The organism is Pseudoclavibacter sp. Z016, from assembly GCF_002931215.1.
Classification (GTDB): domain Bacteria; phylum Actinomycetota; class Actinomycetes; order Actinomycetales; family Microbacteriaceae; genus Pseudoclavibacter.
Genome location: NZ_PSTU01000011.1, coordinates 702,992 through 720,265 on the forward strand (window position 1 = coordinate 702,992; position 17,274 = coordinate 720,265).

15 protein-coding genes are annotated in these 17,274 nt (G+C 68.2%); 1 reads left to right on the forward strand and 14 read right to left on the reverse strand.

Annotated features, from left to right (window positions below; genetic code table 11):
- Positions 1 to 82: 82 nt before the first annotated feature.
- The 8 genes from C5B99_RS09425 to C5B99_RS09460 all read right to left on the reverse strand — a co-directional run bounded on the left by C5B99_RS09425 (position 83) and on the right by C5B99_RS09460 (position 8,473).
- Positions 83 to 1,861, reverse strand: coding sequence for a proline--tRNA ligase (locus tag C5B99_RS09425; protein ID WP_181059285.1), 1,779 nt, complete (start codon positions 1,859 to 1,861; stop codon positions 83 to 85).
- Between the two features lie 84 nt (positions 1,862 to 1,945).
- On the reverse strand, positions 1,946 to 2,668 hold the full coding sequence (locus tag C5B99_RS09430) for a hypothetical protein (RefSeq protein WP_146080991.1): 723 nt from the start codon (positions 2,666 to 2,668) through the stop codon (positions 1,946 to 1,948).
- Complete coding sequence (locus tag C5B99_RS09435) at positions 2,665 to 3,651, reverse strand: VWA domain-containing protein (protein WP_104241479.1); 987 nt, start codon at positions 3,649 to 3,651, stop codon at positions 2,665 to 2,667. Before C5B99_RS09435 ends, C5B99_RS09430 begins: the two co-directional genes overlap by 4 nt.
- Positions 3,648 to 4,643 (reverse strand): VWA domain-containing protein, encoded by a 996-nt coding sequence (locus C5B99_RS09440; RefSeq protein WP_146080508.1) that lies wholly within the window; start codon positions 4,641 to 4,643, stop codon positions 3,648 to 3,650. The genes C5B99_RS09435 and C5B99_RS09440 overlap by 4 nt, the downstream gene beginning before the upstream one ends.
- A complete protein-coding gene (locus C5B99_RS09445; RefSeq protein WP_104241481.1) occupies positions 4,634 to 5,122 on the reverse strand; it encodes a hypothetical protein in 489 nt (162 codons plus the stop codon). Before C5B99_RS09445 ends, C5B99_RS09440 begins: the two co-directional genes overlap by 10 nt.
- Complete coding sequence (locus C5B99_RS09450) at positions 5,109 to 6,005, reverse strand: DUF58 domain-containing protein (RefSeq protein WP_104241482.1); 897 nt, start codon at positions 6,003 to 6,005, stop codon at positions 5,109 to 5,111. The genes C5B99_RS09445 and C5B99_RS09450 overlap by 14 nt, the downstream gene beginning before the upstream one ends.
- 2 nt (positions 6,006 to 6,007) lie before the next feature.
- Complete coding sequence (locus C5B99_RS09455) at positions 6,008 to 7,012, reverse strand: AAA family ATPase (protein WP_374953440.1); 1,005 nt, start codon at positions 7,010 to 7,012, stop codon at positions 6,008 to 6,010.
- 123 nt (positions 7,013 to 7,135) lie between these two features.
- Positions 7,136 to 8,473 carry an RIP metalloprotease gene (locus C5B99_RS09460; protein WP_104241483.1) on the reverse strand — a complete coding sequence of 446 codons (1,338 nt, stop codon included), beginning with the start codon at positions 8,471 to 8,473 and terminating at the stop codon, positions 7,136 to 7,138.
- Positions 8,474 to 8,584: 111 nt separating this feature from the next.
- Here C5B99_RS09460 and C5B99_RS09465 point away from each other — a divergent pair, with 111 nt between their 5' ends.
- Complete coding sequence (locus tag C5B99_RS09465; protein ID WP_104241484.1) at positions 8,585 to 9,598, forward strand: asparaginase; 1,014 nt, start codon at positions 8,585 to 8,587, stop codon at positions 9,596 to 9,598.
- On the opposite strand, the gene C5B99_RS09470 is transcribed toward C5B99_RS09465, so the two are convergent.
- The 6 genes from C5B99_RS09470 to atpD all read right to left on the reverse strand — a co-directional run bounded on the left by C5B99_RS09470 (position 9,564) and on the right by atpD (position 17,254).
- Positions 9,564 to 12,407 (reverse strand): FtsK/SpoIIIE domain-containing protein, encoded by a 2,844-nt coding sequence (locus C5B99_RS09470; protein ID WP_181059283.1) that lies wholly within the window; start codon positions 12,405 to 12,407, stop codon positions 9,564 to 9,566. The genes C5B99_RS09465 and C5B99_RS09470 overlap by 35 nt on opposite strands.
- A gap of 124 nt (positions 12,408 to 12,531) precedes the next feature.
- Positions 12,532 to 13,641, reverse strand: a complete 1,110-nt coding sequence (locus tag C5B99_RS09475) for a DUF4192 family protein (protein ID WP_104241486.1) — start codon at positions 13,639 to 13,641, stop codon at positions 12,532 to 12,534.
- Between the two features lie 156 nt (positions 13,642 to 13,797).
- Complete coding sequence (locus tag C5B99_RS19260; protein WP_181057798.1) at positions 13,798 to 14,523, reverse strand: DUF5684 domain-containing protein; 726 nt, start codon at positions 14,521 to 14,523, stop codon at positions 13,798 to 13,800.
- Positions 14,524 to 14,694: 171 nt separating this feature from the next.
- Positions 14,695 to 15,510, reverse strand: a complete 816-nt coding sequence (locus C5B99_RS09485) for a YaaA family protein (protein ID WP_104241487.1) — start codon at positions 15,508 to 15,510, stop codon at positions 14,695 to 14,697.
- On the reverse strand, positions 15,507 to 15,785 hold the full coding sequence (locus tag C5B99_RS09490) for a F0F1 ATP synthase subunit epsilon (RefSeq protein ID WP_104241488.1): 279 nt from the start codon (positions 15,783 to 15,785) through the stop codon (positions 15,507 to 15,509). The genes C5B99_RS09485 and C5B99_RS09490 overlap by 4 nt, the downstream gene beginning before the upstream one ends.
- 2 nt (positions 15,786 to 15,787) lie before the next feature.
- Positions 15,788 to 17,254 (reverse strand): F0F1 ATP synthase subunit beta, encoded by a 1,467-nt coding sequence (gene atpD, locus C5B99_RS09495; RefSeq protein WP_104241489.1) that lies wholly within the window; start codon positions 17,252 to 17,254, stop codon positions 15,788 to 15,790.
- Positions 17,255 to 17,274 lie beyond the last annotated feature (20 nt).

Here is a 17,274-nt window from a genome sequence, read left to right on the forward strand (position 1 = left end):
CGAGTTTACCGCATGCTGGCGCACGGAGCTCCCCGTCGGGCACGCGGGATGGGGCGAGCGGAGGCCCCATCCCGCAGTGAGCTCAGTTGCCGCGCTTGGACAGCAGCAGTTCGAGCACGTCGTCCTTGGAGACCGCGTCGCGCTCGTTCGTCCGGCGGTTCCAGAGCTCGACCTGCCCGTCGACTGCGCCCTTGCCCGCGATGACGATCCACGGCACGCCGAGCAGCTCGGCGTCACCGAACTTCACGCCGGGCGAGACCTTCTTGCGATCGTCGTAGAGCACGTCGAGACCAGCGGCATCGAACGCGGCCGAGAGCTCCTCCGCCACGGCGAAGGGCTCCTCGTTGCGTCCCGTCGCGACGATCTGCACATCGAACGGAGCCACCTGCTCCGGCCAGATCAGGCCACGGTCGTCGTGGTTCGCCTCTGCGATGAGCGCGAGGTTGCGGGTCACTCCGATGCCGTATGAGCCCATCGTCACGGTCGTGAGCTTGCCTTGCTCGTTGAGCACCTTGAGCCCGAGCGCCTCCGCGTACTTGCGGCCGAGCTGGAAGACGTGCCCGATCTCGGTGCCGCGTGCCGTCGTGATGGGGCCGCTGCCGTCGGGAGCCTGGTCGCCATCGCGCACCTCGGCTGCTCCGACCCGCGCATCGGCCGTGAAGTCGCGCCCGACGACCAGTGAGTGCACGTGCTTGCCCGCGATGTTCGCGCCGGTGATCCAGCTCGATCCCTCGGCGACCGTCTCGTCGAGGAAGTAGGCGAGGCCCGTGCTCGACTCCTCGCCGAGCACCGGCCCCTGGGCAGCCCACGGGCCGATGTAGCCGCGAACGAGACCGGGGTGCTTCGCGAAGTCCTCCGCTGTCGCGGCTTCCACCTCGGCCGGCTGCAGTGCGGTCTCGAGGCGCTTGAGGTCGAGCTCTCGATCACCGGGGATGCCGACGACGACGACGTCTCGGGTGCCATCCGTGTTCAGGCGCGCGATGACGACGTTCTTGAGCGTGTCCGCGGCGGTCCAGTCGCGGCCGTCGACCTTCGGCACGGTCTCGTTCGCATGCGCGACGAGCGTCGCGATGGTCGGCGTATCCGGCGAGTCGAAGACCGTGGCAGGGCCGGCGGAGCCCGCATCGATCGGCGCAGGGGTCGGCGCTGCGTAGGCCTCGACGTTGGCCGCATACCCGCCAGGCGAGCGCACGAAGGTGTCCTCCCCGACGGGTGTCGGGTGCAGGAACTCCTCGCTGCGCGAGCCGCCCATGGCGCCAGCGTTGGCCGCGACGATGACGTACTCGAGGCCGAGGCGGTCGAAGATGCGCTCGTAGGCATCCCGCTGCGCCTGGTAGCTCACGTCCAGCCCGGCATCGTCGATGTCGAACGAGTAGGCGTCCTTCATCGTGAACTCGCGGCCGCGCAGCAGGCCGGCGCGGGGCCGTGCCTCGTCGCGGTACTTGTCCTGGATCTGGTAGATCGCGAGGGGCAGATCCTTGTAGGACGAGTAGAGATCCTTGACCGCGAGGGTGAAGGCCTCCTCGTGGGTGGGCGCCAGCACGAGCGGTGCGCCCTTCCGGTCCTCGAGACGGAAGATGCCGTCGCCGAAGTCGTCGAGGCGCCCGGTGGCCTCGTAGAAGTCCGCGGGCAGGATCCCCGGGAAGTGGACCTCCTGGGCGCCGGCGGCTTCCATCTCCTCGCGGACGATCTGCTCGATGCGCCGCTTCACCTTCAGGCCGAGCGGCAGCCACGCGAAGACGCCAGGCGCCTGACGACGGATGTAGCCGGCGCGGACGAGGAGCCTGTGGCTTGCGACCTCGGCGTCGACGGGGTCTTCGCGGAGGGTGCGGACAAAGAGCTTGGAGAGGCGAGTAGTCACCCGGCCAATGCTAGTCGTGCACGAGGCAGTGCGCTGTCTCGTGGATCGAGGCCATGGCCACGCCGAAAGCGGCGCGGCCATGCCTCACCACGGCTTGTCGTACGACGAGTCGCCTTCGGTCTCGCCACGCTCCTGGTCGAGCTCATCCTGCCGATCCTGCTGGTTCTGCTCCAGCTTCTCCTCGAGCTCGGTCATCTCGGGCGACTGCGTCGACTCCGGGGGCTCCTCCCCCTCGTTCGGCTCCTGCGCCTCGGACTGCTCCTGCAGCTTCTGCTGGATGCGCTCGGTCGACTCGGTCGTCGGAGGCTCGAACTCGGTAGAGGCGCAGCTCGGGTCACGCGCATCCACGACGGCAAGCGCCTCCTGCCAGAGGGCGACGGCGCCGGCCTTGTCGTCTGCCGCAAGCCGCGCGTCGCCCAGGCGTTCGATCGTGATCGCGAGGTTGGCGCGGATCGGGCACTGCTGAGGCGGCTCGGCCATCGGGAGCGCTGTCTCGAGCTCGCTCCGAGCCTCATCGAGCAGCCCCAGTTGCAGCATCGAGGTGCCCGTGTTGTACGGGGCCTTCCAGGCCTCGAGGATGTTGACGAACTTCTGCTGCTGCGCCGAGTTCATGCTGCCCTCGTAGTCGCCCTCCGAGTAGAGGGATACCGTCCGATCAGCGATCACCGACATGCTGATGAGCTTCGTCGCGAACGCGGCCGCGAGGAGCGCGAACGGGATGCTGAACACGATGAAGCGTCGACGGCGCTTCACGGCTCTGGCCGCGTCCGGAACCGCAGATCGCGGTGTCCTGGTGCGTCGACTCATGCGGAACCTCCCCTTGCCCTGCTCAGTTCGATGAAGTGGCGAATGGACTCCCAGACGTCCCGAAGCAGCAGGAGGAACGCCGCTGCCGCGAGCATCCAGTAGACCTCGAACGCCGTCTCCGCGCTCCCGCCCGTCTGCGTCACCCGGCTGCTGTCGATATCGGCGGCCACGACCTCGGTGCCCGGTTCGCGGATCTCGAGCGGCACCACGAGATCGTCGGCGATGGTCTGCAGAGCTGCCGGGTCGATGACCGAGAGCGCCTGCTGGCCCTGCGCATCCACGATGTAGCTCGGCTCGCCGGTGTCCAGCGTGCCTGCGGTCTCCTTCATCGGACCACCCGCCTCCGTCCCGTAGCCGAGGACCGCACCCCCGGCGAGATACCCGGCAAGCCCTCGGAAGGACTCCGGCTCGGTGTCGGCGGTCTGCTCGCCGTCGCCCAGGTAGTAGACGATGCGTGCCCGCTCGGGTTCAGCCTCAGCCGCGGCCTTGAGGACGTCCTCGACCAGCGGCTCCGCGATGGAGATGGAGCTGCCACGCGAGTACTGCGTCACCTCAGGACGAAGCGTCTGCACAAGCGAGTCGAGGGCCGTCGTATCCGCGGTGAACGGCAGTCGCTGCACGGCGGCAGCATCGAAGGTGACCACCCCGAAGCGCGCGCCCTCGTGAGCCGCCGCGAGTGCCGAGATGTCCGCCTTCGCCCCGTCGAGCCTCGGCGCGCCGTCCCAGTCCTCAGCGACCATGCTCGCCGTCGTGTCGACGACGAACAGCACGTCCACGTCGCTCTCGAGGTTCGGCGCCGAGGCGCTCCCGATGCCCGGACGGAACGCCGCGAGCACGACGAGCGCGCACGCAGCGAGCCGGAGCGCCCAGTTGATTCGCCGACGTCGGTCTGCCGCCCGGACGAGCGCGAAGACGCAGAAGCCGAGCAGCGCCATGCCGAGCAGGACCAGGACAAACGCGGGGAGGATCGGATTCCAGGTCATAGTCGGAGCCTCCAGGCGAGCACGACGTAGATGGACGCGAACACCAGCATGAGCATGAGCCACACATTCGGCCGGTCGGTGATGAGCAGCTGGGGCTGACCGACCATGAGCGAGGTCTGCTCGCTCGTGATCTGGTCGACGATGCCGGACACGCTCGCAGGATCGGTGAGCTTGAAATAGCTCCCGTCCGCCTGCAGGACCGTCGTCCGGAACTGGTCCGCGAACGCGTCCTCGAACTGGTTCGCGTCGAGCGCGTAGATCGTGATGCCACGCGCCTCGGTGTACTCCGCCGCCTCTGGGAACGAGACGAGCGGATCCCCGTTGACGGCGTTGTCCGTCGCGAAGATGATCGACCGCGACCTGCCGTCATCGGCCGCCGGATCGAACTCGCCGAAGGTCATGGCACAGGACGCGAGTCCGTCTCCCACGAGCGACGCGCCGGCCGCACTCTGCGTGCCCTGGGCAAACGAGTACTCGGCGTTGGACCCGCCCGAGGCGGACTCCATCTCATCGCGGACCTGCTGCAGCTGCGTCTCGACGAAGGCGTAGTCATCGGTCAGGGGGAAGAGCTGAACCGCGGTTGCATCCCACAGCATGAGCGACATCCGCTCCCCGTCGAAGCCGGGGAGCATCTCGAGGTACCGGTCGAGGACCTCGACGTCGTACTCCACCATCGAGCCCGAGATGTCGAGGCAGAGCACGATGTCCCTGTTGAACTTCTCCGGGGACTCGACGCGCTGGTAGACCCAGCGGCCCGCTGCGACGCTCGTGACCGCCAGGAGGATCGCGAGCACGACACCGACCGCGGTCATGAGGCTCGAGTACCGAGCCACCGCGCGACGATAGGCGGGGAGCCTCGTGAGACGCCGGGAGTTCGCGACCGGGATCGCGTTGGCCTGCCCTTTCCTCCGCATCCTCCACCAGGCGAGACCCGCGACGATCGCCGCGGCGGCGATCAGGGAGAGACTCAGCCACCACATCGCTACCGCCATGTCGCGATCACCTCCCGTGCCGCCGCCACGCCGGCCTCAGCACCGCTCGGATCGTGCGCCCCGAAGACCATCGGGTAATACTGGCCGACGGTGTGGGAGACACCGCGCAGCTCCGTGCGCCTGAGGTCGGTGAGCGTCATCTTGTCTGCCGGCACGGTCGAGACAGCTGCGACGAAGCCGCGGACCAGCACGCTCAGCTCGGCGTGGGCTCGGCGGGGCGTGAGTTCCCCCGCTGCCGCCCTCGAAGCCACCTCGTCCACACGCTCCAGGTACTCCTGCTGCAGCGCGCGCACGGGAGGCCTGGCCGGCGGGAGCACTGGCGCGGCCTTGGGCGGCCGAGGACGCGTCAGGTACACGACGAGGAAGTAGTAGGCGACGATGGCCGCGAGGATCAGGAACCCGAGCACCAGCCAGAACTGGGCGTAGTCGATGACGGGGATGACGGTCCCCTCTGGCGGTTGCACATCAGCGGCGAACATTCGCCCTCGCTTTCAGGAGAGCCAGGAGAACCGGAGCGACCTGCTGCTCGCTCGCGACCTCGGCGTAGGAGACCGCGTTCGCCTCGAACGTCTGCTCCATCTCGATGGTGCGCTTCTGCTCCGCATACTCGAATTCTCGCTCGAGCAGCCGGTCGCCGCCGAAGAGGCTCGGCATGGCCCAGTTGCCCTCGACATCGAAGGCCAGCTCACCGCGCCTCCCTCGGAGGTGCGGCTCGGCATCCGTGATCTGCAGCCAGACGATCTCGTGCTGCGCGGCAAGGCGACGGACGAGGGCCGCTCGCTCGTCGTCCCAGTCGAACTCGTCGGCGATGACGACGAGGAGCGCCCGATGACGGACCGTGAGGCGGACCCGCTCGAGGATGGCGTTCATATCGCTCGTGGCCGTCCCGAGGCCCACGCCGTCGTAGACCGCGTGCAGCATCCGCTCGAGCGCCGACGACGTGCTGCGGAACGGCAGCTGCCTGATGCCGGCAGAGCTGCCCGTGACCAGCCCCACCTCGTCGCCGTGCCGGATGGCGAGGTAGCCGAGGATGCCGAGGGCGGAGACGAGCACCTCGCGCTTCGGCTCGCCGCTCGCAGAGAGCGCGGCCATGTTGCGCCCGCCATCGACCGCGAAGAGCACCCGGTGCCGCCGCTCGGCGACGTAGCGCTTCACGAGCGGCTGACCGGTCCTCGCGCTCGCCTTCCAGTCGATGTCCTTGATCTCGTCACCCGGGACGTACTCCCGAAGATCATCGAAGTCCATGCTGCGGCCACGCAAGTGCGACGAGTACTGACCGTCGAGCATGTGCAGCACGCGCCGTCGCGCGTGCAGGAACATCTTCGACTTGACCTTCGAGAGGAGGGGTCGCTCGCTTGCCATGGTCACGGAGTGCGGACAGCCCCGAGCACGGCGTCGATGATCTGCTCGACGCGCACACCCGTGGCATCCGCCTCGAAGCCCAGGATGATGCGGTGGCGGAGGATGCGGTGCGCGAGCCTGCGCACGTCCTCGGGGACCACATGGTCGCGCCCCTGCAGCAGCGCGACGGCTCGCGCGCCCTTGGCGAAGTTGATCGAGGCGCGTGGCGAGGCGCCGACCTCGACGAGGCGTGCGAGCTCCGGTGCGATGTACTCGCCCGCGTGGCGCGTGACGTAGACGAGGCCGACGATGTACTCGGTGATCGCCTTGTCCACGTAGACGCGCGAGGTGAGCTCCTGCAGGCGAGTGACGTCCTGCAGATCGACGGCGGCTGGCTCGCCGTGATCGAACACACCCTCGTCGATGCGCCTCAGGATCTCGGACTCCTCTGCCGGATTCGGGTACTCGAGCACGTCCTTGAGCATGAACCGGTCGAGCTGCGCCTCTGGCAGGACGTAGGTTCCCTCCTGCTCGATCGGGTTCTGCGTCGCGATCACGAGGAACGGGTCCGGCAGCGGGTAGAGCGTGCCGCCGATGGTCGTCTGTCGCTCCTGCATGGCCTCGAGCATGGCCGACTGGGTCTTGGCGCTCGAGCGATTGATCTCGTCGAGGAGCACGAAGTTCGCGTGCACGGGCCCGAGCTGCGTCGAGAAGCGGTGCTCCGCCGCGTCGTAGATCTGGGTGCCGACGATGTCGGACGGGAGCAGGTCGGGGGTGCACTGGATGCGGCTGAAGGAACCGCGCACCGACTGCGCGAGCGTCTGCGCCGCCGTCGTCTTCGCGAGGCCGGGGACGGATTCCAGCAGGACGTGTCCGCCCGACATGAGCCCGACCAGCAACGTCTCGCGGAGCTGCGTCTGACCGACGACCTTGTGGGCGAAGGCCCGCGAGACGGCGCCGATGGACCTGCCCGCCTCCTGGAGCTCCTGCTGGCTGAGCTTGAGCTGCTGACCGCCGACAATCGTCACGGATCCTTCTTCCTGCGGCGGGGTCTGCCTGCCGACTCTTGTGATCTCGCCTCGTGCACTTCAGTGTTTTCCAAGGGAAAGCGTAATGATCTCGCCCGGCCCCCGCGTTCAGCTCTCCGGAGGCTACTCGAACAGCCGGATCGGATTGACGATGTCAACGTAGATGAACAGCGCGCTCATCGCCATGAGGCACCCCGCGATGACCAAGGTCACAGGCAGGAGCTTGGCGGTGTCGAATGGACCGGGGTCTGGGCGTCCGAAGAGCTTCGCGAGGCGACGACGGATCCCGTCGATGAGCGCTGCGAGCACGTGGCCGCCGTCGAGCGGCGGCAACGGAACCAGGTTGATGACGCCGAGCGCGATGTTGACGGATGCGACCAGCTGCACGATCGTCGCGACCCTGTCCACGACCGGGATGCTCGTCTCGGCGGCCACCTCGCCCGTGATGCGGCCGACTCCGACGACGCTCATGGGCCCGTTCGGGTCTCGTTCGGCGCCGCCGAATCCGGCGTTCCACATCTCGACGATGCGCTCCGGCATGGTGATGAGGAAGTTCCCGACGGCGCGCACGTTCGCCTCTGCCATCGTGAACGCGTAGAGCGGCGACTGACGAGTGCGCTCCTGCGTTGGAGTGATGCCGACGAACCCGACCTCCTCGGTCACGTAGGAGCCATCCGCGGCTTCGACGCGCGCGCCCGTCAGCTCGTCCAGCTCGTAGACGGTGTTCACTCGGGGAGTGAGCTCGAGCTGCAGCTGCTCGCCGGCCCGCTCGACGCCCAGCGAGATCGACGCACCCGGACTCACTCGGATCGCGTCCTGCAGCACGTCCCAGCTGTCGGCAGGCACGCCGTCGACGCTCGTGATCGTGTCCCCGGGCATGAGCCCGGCCTCGAACGCTGGCGCGGGCGTCTCGCAGGGCTCGCCCTCGGCCGGCGCCACCGCACCGGCGGCGACGACGCACTCGTAGACCGAGCCGACCGTGGTCGACGGCTGGTAGAGACCGAACCCCGAGCACACGATCATGAACCCGAGGATCGCGATGACGAAGTTCATGGCGGGCCCGCCGACCATGATGACGATGCGCTTCCAGACGGGCAGAGACGCGTACGTGCGCCCCTCCTCCCCGGGTTCGACTCCCTCGGCGGAAGCCAGCCTGGCGTCGTCGATCATGCTCGACATGAACCCGGTGCCACCCGTGCGTGCGGCCTCGCCGGCCCTCGCTGGCGGGTACATGCCGATCATCGCGACGTAGCCGCCGAGCGGGATCGCCTTGACTCCATACTCCGTCTCGCCGCGTCGACGGGAGAACAGCGTCGGCCCGAAGCCGATCATGTACTGCGTGACCCGCACGCCGAAGCGCTTGGCTGGCACGAGATGGCCCACTTCGTGCAACGCGATCGACGCCGCGAGGCCGATGACTGCGGCCAGCACGCCGACGATGAAGAGCAAGACAGATTCCACGGAGGTCAAGCGTAGACCTGCTGAGCCGTCCTCTTGCTGTCGATCCGCCTTGGTCGCCGGGCCGGGGGCTGCCCTCGATGCGGGCCACGCACCCCGTAGGCTTGCCCGATCATGAGCCAAGCATCAACCCTGCCGGCTGAAGCCGCCGTCGAACTCGCCATCGTCACTCGATCAGGCTTCGTGGAATCCAGGCACATCGGAGCCGCGGTGGTCACGAATGCCGATGCGACGCTCCGGGCCGAGCTCGGCGACGGGCACCAGCCTGTGTTCCCTCGATCGACCCTCAAGCTGTTCCAGGCGCAGACTGCCCTGGCGCTCGGCGCGCAGCTGACGGATGAGCAGACGGCGATCGCATGCGGGAGCCACTCGGGCTCCCCGGCTCACGTCGCGCACGTGCGCGAGATCCTCCATGCTTCGGGCCTCGACGACCGCGCGCTCGCCTGTCCGGCTTCCTGGCCGAGAGACCGCGCCTCGAGGGACGCCCTCGTTCGAGCGGGCGAGGCATCGGCGGCCGTGTACATGGAGTGCAGCGGCAAGCACGCCGCCATGCTGGCTGCCTGCGTGGCGCAGGGCTGGCCGGTCGAGGGCTACCTCGCCGCCGAGCATCCTCTGCAGCTCGCCATCAAGGACACGATCGAGCGGATGACCCGGGAACGCCCGAGCGCGGTGGGGATCGATGGCTGCGGCGCGCCGGTCTTCGCCGTGAGCCTCGTCGGGTTGGCGTCCGCCGCGAGCCGCCTCGCCACGTCGAGCGCAGCTTCTCCGTTCCCGCTGTTCAAAGCAGCCGCGTCGGTCTGGCGTTCGGTCCTCGCGAACGGCTGGCTCATCGAGGGCCACGAACGGCCGAACTCGATCGTCGTGTCGGAGTTGGGCGTCCTGGCGAAGTCCGGCGCCGAGGGTGTGCTCGTCATGGCCGCCCCCGACGGCACGGCAGTCGCCATGAAGATGCTCGACGGCTCAAACCGCGCCAGCACGCTCGTCGGCCTGCAGCTGCTCGTGGCGGCTGGGGCGGCCGATGTGACCCGTGTGCAGCAGCTGCTGCCGCGCCTCGGCCTCGAGGTCCTGGGTGGGGGCGTGCTCGTCGGCGAGATCATGGTGGGGTCGGCGGTCCCGACGAGTCTCTAGCCGGAGGGGCACTGGGCCCGTCCAGGCGTGCCTCTTCGTCAGTCCAGCGAATGCGGGTCATGTCACCGCTGCGACCTCGGAGGACGGCGCCCCGCCGGGCATCGAGGACCGGTGGCGGCAGCGGATCACCCCGCAGCAGCGTGCGATGCTCCCCCGTGCTCAGACCTGAGAGCAGCACCGGATGCTCCGCGGCTAGTCGCGACAGCAGCCCGAACTGCGCCTGCCACTCGTCGACGATGCCGAGCACGGCCCGCCTGTACGCGGCATCCGCGTTCGGCGCCTGCATCGGTCCGGCGCCAGGTGCGCGGTCACCCAGCCAGGCGTCGAGAGTCGTGCAGGCGAAGCCCCGTGCCTCGAGGATGCGGCGAAGGGGCTCGATACGGCGCGCAGCAACCAGCAGGTTCTCCGTGTCGGACAGCGCAAGGGCATCTCGAGGGTCTCCTGCGTGGTCGGAGTGCCCTCGAAGTGCGCGGAGGGGTCGAGTCGAACGCGCGACCTGGCAGGGAAGACCGTGCCAGTTCGCTCGCCCCGGTCCGGCATGGCTGCGGTGATCTGAGGGCTCTCCCCCTGCCATGACGTAGGCGGCGCGATCGCCGCCGACCAGACGCAGCGTCTGAGCTGCGGCAGCCACCAACACCGAAGCATGACCCGTTGCTCTGCTCGCGGTGAACACGACGGCGGGGAGCCCGGTGGCTGAGCGGCGAAGGAGCAGCGTCAATCGCTCGGCGAAGGCGGAGCGATACGGCTCGTCGACCTGCGACAGGAACAGGTCGACGTCATCGGCGAGGAGCAGCCCGTGGCGAGACGTGAGCTCGGGGCTCCAGAGCTGGTCCCAAGCCGTCTCGGGATCAACGCTGAGCACGACGACAGCCGGGGATTCGGCGCCGAGCTCGGTCCGTGCTGTCTCGGCGAGCATCGCAAGGCATCCGGTCTTGCCCGTGCGCGGCCCGCCGATGACCAGCATCGCCCCGCGCTCCGGAGAGAAGACGGCGGTCGGCTGACGTCGAAGCTCCGTGTCGTCCGCGATACCGAAAGCGAGACCCCGTCCGCTGGGTGCATCGAGGGTGCCGGACGCATCGAGGGTGCTCGGCTCTTCAAGTGCGCTGGCGGCGATCTCCGCCGGCAGGGCCGGGAGCCAGGGAGGCCGCGGGAGCGTCCCGCCGAGATGCGCCTCGCGCTCTGCGCAAGCTCGGATGCAGGCCGCGATCGTGTCCGGTGAGGATCGCTGCACCTGCACCCGTGCTGCCCCGTCTCCCGCCACGATGATCGCAACTCCAGGCGTCGATGCGGGGAGGTCGGCGGCGGCCCCGCTGCCGATGACGGCCGTGCTGTCGGCCTCGGCGATGACGCGCAGGCTGATGCGGATGCTGCAGTTCGCGAGCGTCGCGCCCCTGACCGCGGACGCTGGCTGCTGCGCGCAGAGGATGAGGTGGACGCCGAGGCTCCTCCCGCGCGCGGAGATGTCGGAGAACACCGCTTGGAGCTCGGCATCCGAGTCGACGAGCGCCTGGTACTCGTCGACGACGACGACGAGCCTGGCAAGGCTCGGCAGCTCGCCCACATGCTTCGCACCGGCAGCACGGAGAGCCCGCTCACGGAAGCGGATCTCGGCGCTCAGACTCGTTGCCGCCCGCCGCGCCTCGTGGTCGTCGAGGTCCGTGACCACGCCCACACAGTGCGGGAGGGCGGCGATCGGGTCGAAGGTCGCACCGCCCTTGAAGTCGAAGCAGAGCACCTGCACGTCACGAGTGGACCTCGTGGCCGTCATCGCGAGGACCCAGGTGACCAGCAGCTCGCTCTTGCCGGACCCGGTCGTCCCGCCGACAACGGCGTGGGGTCCGGCCGCGACGAGGTCGACCTGGAACGCCACACCGTTCCGGGTACCGATCTGCGCTGCCAGCGATGCGTGATGGGGCACCCTCCGGAGGCGAAGCGTCGAGGCTGCGGCGGCGGCATCACCGTAGGGGCCCTCGATCAGTTGGCCGGACTCGCACGGCGCTCTTCGCTGGGCGAAGGCGCGCAGCTCCTCGACGGTGACCAGCTCCGGTCGCACCGTCAGAGACTGACCGTCAGCGAGCTCCACGCTCGCCCGAGTCGGGCTCAGCATCCGGATGCGGACCTCGCGGCGCGGTGTGCGCGGACGCGGTGAGGGGCTAGAGGCACTGGCGCGGGGGTCGAAGTCGGTGCCGAAGTCGAGGAGCATCCCGGGGCCGTGATCCGCCGCGAGGACAGGGCGCCAGTCCCCTCGGAGCCCTCGGATCTCGCCGTTCAATGCCTCCCCAACCGCGCCGGCGCCGATGGCGACGCGGCCGGCGGCACGCTGGAGCAGCAGCGCGCGACTGACCGCGAGCATCAGGTGCGGGTTGCCGGTGAGCCTGACCCTCTCGCTGTCGGCTAGGACGGGAGCGTCCTCGAGGACGAGGAACGGCTCGAGGCGCGCGTGCGCCTCGTCGGGCAGCTCGCGGAGCTCTCCCTGGATCTTGAACCGGGCGCGCACACACCCGAAGCCCAGGTTCAGCTGGGACTCCCGGGCAGCTGATCCACCCGAGATGAGCGCCCGAGCCCCAGGCGCGGAACGATGGAGTTCTCGGAGGTCGTGCCGAGCGAGCACCCGGGCCTCCCGCACGCAGACATCGAGTTCGCTCTCGAAGACCGCCTGAGCTCGCCCGTGCTCTGCTCGCGACTGACGTCTCGACTCCGCATAGCTGGCCACCGCCATCACTGGCCCGAGAAAAGCGAAGGCCAGCATCACGGGCGAGGACAGCAGCGCCCAGAGGACAAGCGCGACGACAACCGGTGCAAGAGCCATGAGCGCTGGAAAGACAACCGTGCGTTCACCGGGGACGATCGTGGGCAGGTGGACGACTCCGTCTGCCGGGGCGGATCGGTCGGCTGGTGCGAATCGGTCGGCTGGCGTGGTGCCGACCAGTCCGCTAGCCCTCACGCCAGGCCGCAGACCCGCCTTCGGCCTCGGTCTCGGTCTCGGTCTCGGTCTCGGTGAGCCAATCATGGACATCCGAGAGCCATGGTGGCAGCACGCAGCGCTCGACAAGCCAGACGACGCTCGCGGCCACCCGGTCATCAGGGCGTCGACCAAGAGCACGCCGAGCAAAGGCCGCCCCGGCGCTCGCACGGCCCGAAGCCCATTCGAGCCAGGCGATCCCAGCGAGCAGACCCGGTTCATCGTCGAGGTCCACGAGTGCGCCGAGCTCGCGGAGGCAGGCGACAGCCGTGCGAACTCGTTCTCGCGAGAACGAAGGCAGCTGTGGCCCTGTGCTCTCCTCCGGCAGCAGGCTGGCCCAGATCGGCGCCAGCGACAGGAGCTCGTCTCGATCACCGAAGGCGACCGTCGTCAGCAGGAGCTCCGACGTCCGACGCCCGCGCAGCATGCAGAGCAGCCCTGCGAGCTGGGCGTCGCTCAGTCCGGAACGGCCGACCGCGGGCGTGAGCGCCGCGAGCCACCCCTGGCGCATCCCGGAGAAGTCGTCCTCGCCCTCGTGCACCTGGGCGTGCCGTTCGTCGGCCTCAGCGAACGCCCTCCTCCGTGCGGCGGGGGCTGATGCGATATCGGCGTGGATCGCCGGCTCTGCCGCCTCACGCCACGCATCCTGAGCGCCGAGCGCCCTCGGCCCGACATCACAGCAATCAGGATCATCGCAGCCGTACACGCCCCAGGCGTCCAACGCTCTGCAGAGGCAGAGGACGACCTCGATGCCCGCCCGGTCCCCGAACTCGACAAGCGCCTCTGCCAGCTCCGAGTGCGGCGGCGTCGGACCGCTGCCGAACGGGAGGTTCGGGCTGAAGACGAAGACCACGCGCTCGATGTTGCTGAGATATGCCAGGTGCCCGATCACGGCACTCGCGTACGGTGCTGCGTTGACCGCACGCGAGTTCGACAGACTGGGCAGGTCGAATCGCAGAACCACACCCCCTCGTCGGCCGCTGAGCGGGATGGCGACGAGCGATCCGATGGGCGAGTATCCCAGGAGCTTGGGGACCGCGTCGAGGATCTGCTTGGGCGTGCTGAGTCGAATCCGTTCCATAGGCAGAAGCTAGGCGCACGCCAGTCTGCCGCGATCTCCGAGACATCAGGCTGTGGAGAACGTGACGAGTCGAGGCGCGGGGACACCGGAGTGACAAGAGCACGCCACGTGGAACCGAATCCACGTGGCGTGCTCGCTCAGACGACTGCGTGCGTATCAGTGCTGGGGCGGGTTCTGCTGTCCGTACGGCTGCTGGTTGCCCGGGTTCTGGCCGAGGGGCGGCTGCTGGGTCGGGGCCTGACCGTAGGGCTGCTGCGCGGGCGGCTGACCGTACCCCTGCTGGGTCGGAGCCTGACCATACGGCTGCTGCGCGGGCGGCTGACCGTACCCCTGCTGGGTCGGAGCCTGACCATACGGCTGCTGGGCAGGAGCCTGACCATACCCCTGCTGAGCAGGAGCCTGACCGTATGGCTGCTGGACGGGAGCGCCCTGCTGCGGGTAGCCGACGGCACCCTGAGGCTGGCCGTAGGCCTGCGAGCCGAGGTTCATGAGCGCGGGGTTCCAGCGGGAGCTGTCGAACCCGACGATGGCGAACCAGACGATGGGCAGGAAGATGTAGAGGACGACCCACGCGCCGCCCTTGCCGAAGCCCTGTCCGATTCGGTACGCCGCGATGGCGAGCAGCACAACCAGGGCGATGTTCACACCGGGAATGAAACCGACGAGCACCCACCATCCGGGGAAGCCCGCTGCTTCGACGAAGGTCCACTGGTTGTAGACGGGGACCCAGGCCTTCCAAGCCTCGATGCCCATCTTCGTGAACACCTTCGACATCAGCCACGAGGAGAGGGCGTAGGCGCCGAGGAGGATGACGAAGTAGAGCAGGATTCCTAGCGCGCCGATTCCTGCTGCGGTCTGATCGCCGTAGGAGAAGATTTCCATTGAGGAGTCACTTTCTGATATTCAGTCGACGTCTGCGTCGCGTGCTCGATGTGCACGCGAGTCAGCGTAGGCAGACTTGGTACAAAGTAGCGGCGTTTCGAGCCCCTTGTCGATGGGGAGACCTCCCCGGGGCCCGCAACCGCTCGCCTTGGCGAGCGAGGCGTGTCACCGTCAAAGGCCCTCGGGCACGATCAGGCGAGCGCATCCGGGCTCGGTGGGTTCAAGATCCCAGCCGGCATCACGACTGAAGTCAGCGAGTTCGTGGGCATCCCGAATCGCGTCGGCTCGTTTCGCCTGCTCGGCGGCGAGCATGATGAGACCGCGCGTGAAGAGGCCCTTGCCGCGTTTGTTGAAGTGGTTCAGCGAGCGAAGCTCACCGTCCGGAGTCCGGGAGACGACGTCGATGGTGACGTGTCGCTCGGCAGACTCCACCGGTCCGAGCGCTGAGTAGGCCTTCGAGCGCAGATCGATCACGAGCCCCTCGTGCTCGGCGAGCGCCCGAGCCGTCGCCTGAGCCCAGCGATTCGCTGGGGCGACACCTCCGAGGCGCGACCCTGCGGACAGACGGTAGGCGGGGATGCCCTCTCCCCCGCCGACGAGCCCGAAGAGGGCCGAGTGAACGGCAACGTGGTGCGCGGCCCAGCCGAGCTGATGGTCACTCAGCGAGGAGGCGTCGAGGGCGTCGTACAGGACGCCCGTGTAGCGCAGCAGCGCCGCCATACGGGGGCTGGAGCGCAGGCTGCGGTTGCGTTCCAGCTCCAGCGCGGCCTGCTTCTCCGAGATCTTCAACACCTTGCGGGCGGCATCCGCGTCGTGGGAGAGCTGCTGCAGCTCGCTGGCGGCGGCCTCTCGCACGTCCGAGAAGGTCGCGGCCCAGCTCAGTCCGCCTGCTTCCGGTGTCTGCACCAGATCGTCGCCGAACGCAGCGTTGCCGCCGTCCCGTTTGGTTTCGGACGGCGGCAACAGCAGCAGGAGACGTTCGGTCACTCCCCGGAGACGAGTTCAGCCTCGCCGGCGACGACCGTGACGACGTCGCTGTTCACCGAGAGGAACCCGCCCTCAGCGTTGGCGACGATCTTCGATCCGTCGGTGGTCGTGATGCGAACCTGGCCGGACCCCAGGGACGCGAGCATGGGCTCGTGGCCGGAGAGGATTCCGATCTCGCCTTCGGAGGTGCGAGCAACGACCATGGTCGCGCCGCCTTCCCAGACGAGCTTGGTTGCTTCGACGACCTTGACGGTCAGTTCGCCTTTGCCTGCCATGACTATGCGTTGTCCTTCTGCATCTGCGCCCACTTCTCCTCGACGTCGTTGATACCACCGACGTTGAAGAAGGCCTGCTCGGCGACGTGGTCGAAGTCACCCTTGGCGATGGCGTCGAACGACTCGATGGTCTCCTTGAGGGGAACCGTGGAGCCCTCGACACCGGTGAACTTCTTCGCCATGTAGGTGTTCTGCGAGAGGAACTGCTGGATGCGACGGGCGCGGGAGACGGTGATCTTGTCTTCCTCGGAGAGCTCGTCGACACCGAGGATCGCAATGATCTCCTGCAGTTCCTTGTTCTTCTGGAGGATCTGCTTGACCTCGGTCGCGACCCGGTAGTGGTCGGCGCCCAGGTAGCGCGGGTCGAGGATGCGGCTCGTCGAGGTGAGCGGGTCGATGGCCGGGTAGAGGCCCTTCGACGCGATCTCTCGCGAGAGCTCCGTCGTCGCGTCGAGGTGGGCGAACGTCGTCGCGGGAGCCGGGTCGGTGTAGTCGTCGGCAGGCACGTAGATCGCCTGCAGGGACGTGATCGAGTGGCCACGCGTCGACGTGATGCGCTCCTGGAGCACACCCATCTCGTCGGCGAGGTTCGGCTGGTAGCCGACGGCGGACGGCATGCGGCCGAGCAGCGTCGAGACCTCGGAACCCGCCTGCGTGAAGCGGAAGATGTTGTCGATGAAGAGGAGCACGTCCTGCTTCTGCACGTCACGGAAGTACTCAGCCATGGTGAGGGCCGAGAGGGCGACGCGGAGTCGCGTTCCCGGCGGCTCGTCCATCTGGCCGAACACAAGCGCGGTCTTGTCGAAGACGCCTGCTTCTTCCATCTCGTAGATGAGGTCGTTGCCCTCACGGGTGCGCTCGCCGACACCGGCGAAGACCGAGACGCCGCCGTGGTCCTGCGCGACTCGCTGGATCATCTCCTGGATGAGGACGGTCTTGCCGACGCCGGCTCCACCGAAGAGACCGATCTTTCCACCCTGGACGTACGGGGTGAGGAGGTCGATGCTCTTGATGCCGGTCTCGAAGAGCTCGGTCTTGGACTCGAGCTGGTCGAAGGCCGGGGGCTCGCGGTGGATGGGCCAGCGCTCGGTGATCTCGTAGGGCTCTGAGAGCATCGTCTCGTTGAGCACTTCACCGGTGACGCTGAAGACCTTGCCCTTGGTGACGTCGCCGACGGGCACCGAGATCGGAGCTCCGGTGTCGCGAACTTCCTGGCCGCGGACGAGTCCGTCGGTGGGCTTGAGCGCGATGGCGCGGACGAGGTCGTCGCCCAGGTGCTGTGCGACCTCGAGCGTGAGCTTGAGCGACTGGTCGCCAAGGCTCACCTCGGTCTCGAGGGCGTGGTAGATGCCGGGGATGGCGTCATGCGGGAACTCGATGTCGACAACGGGACCCGTGACACGGGCGATCCGGCCGACACCGGCCGGAGCCGTCGTGTCTTCCCTGTCGGAGACGATGTGCGTCGTCATGTCTTGTCCTTTTCTTGCGT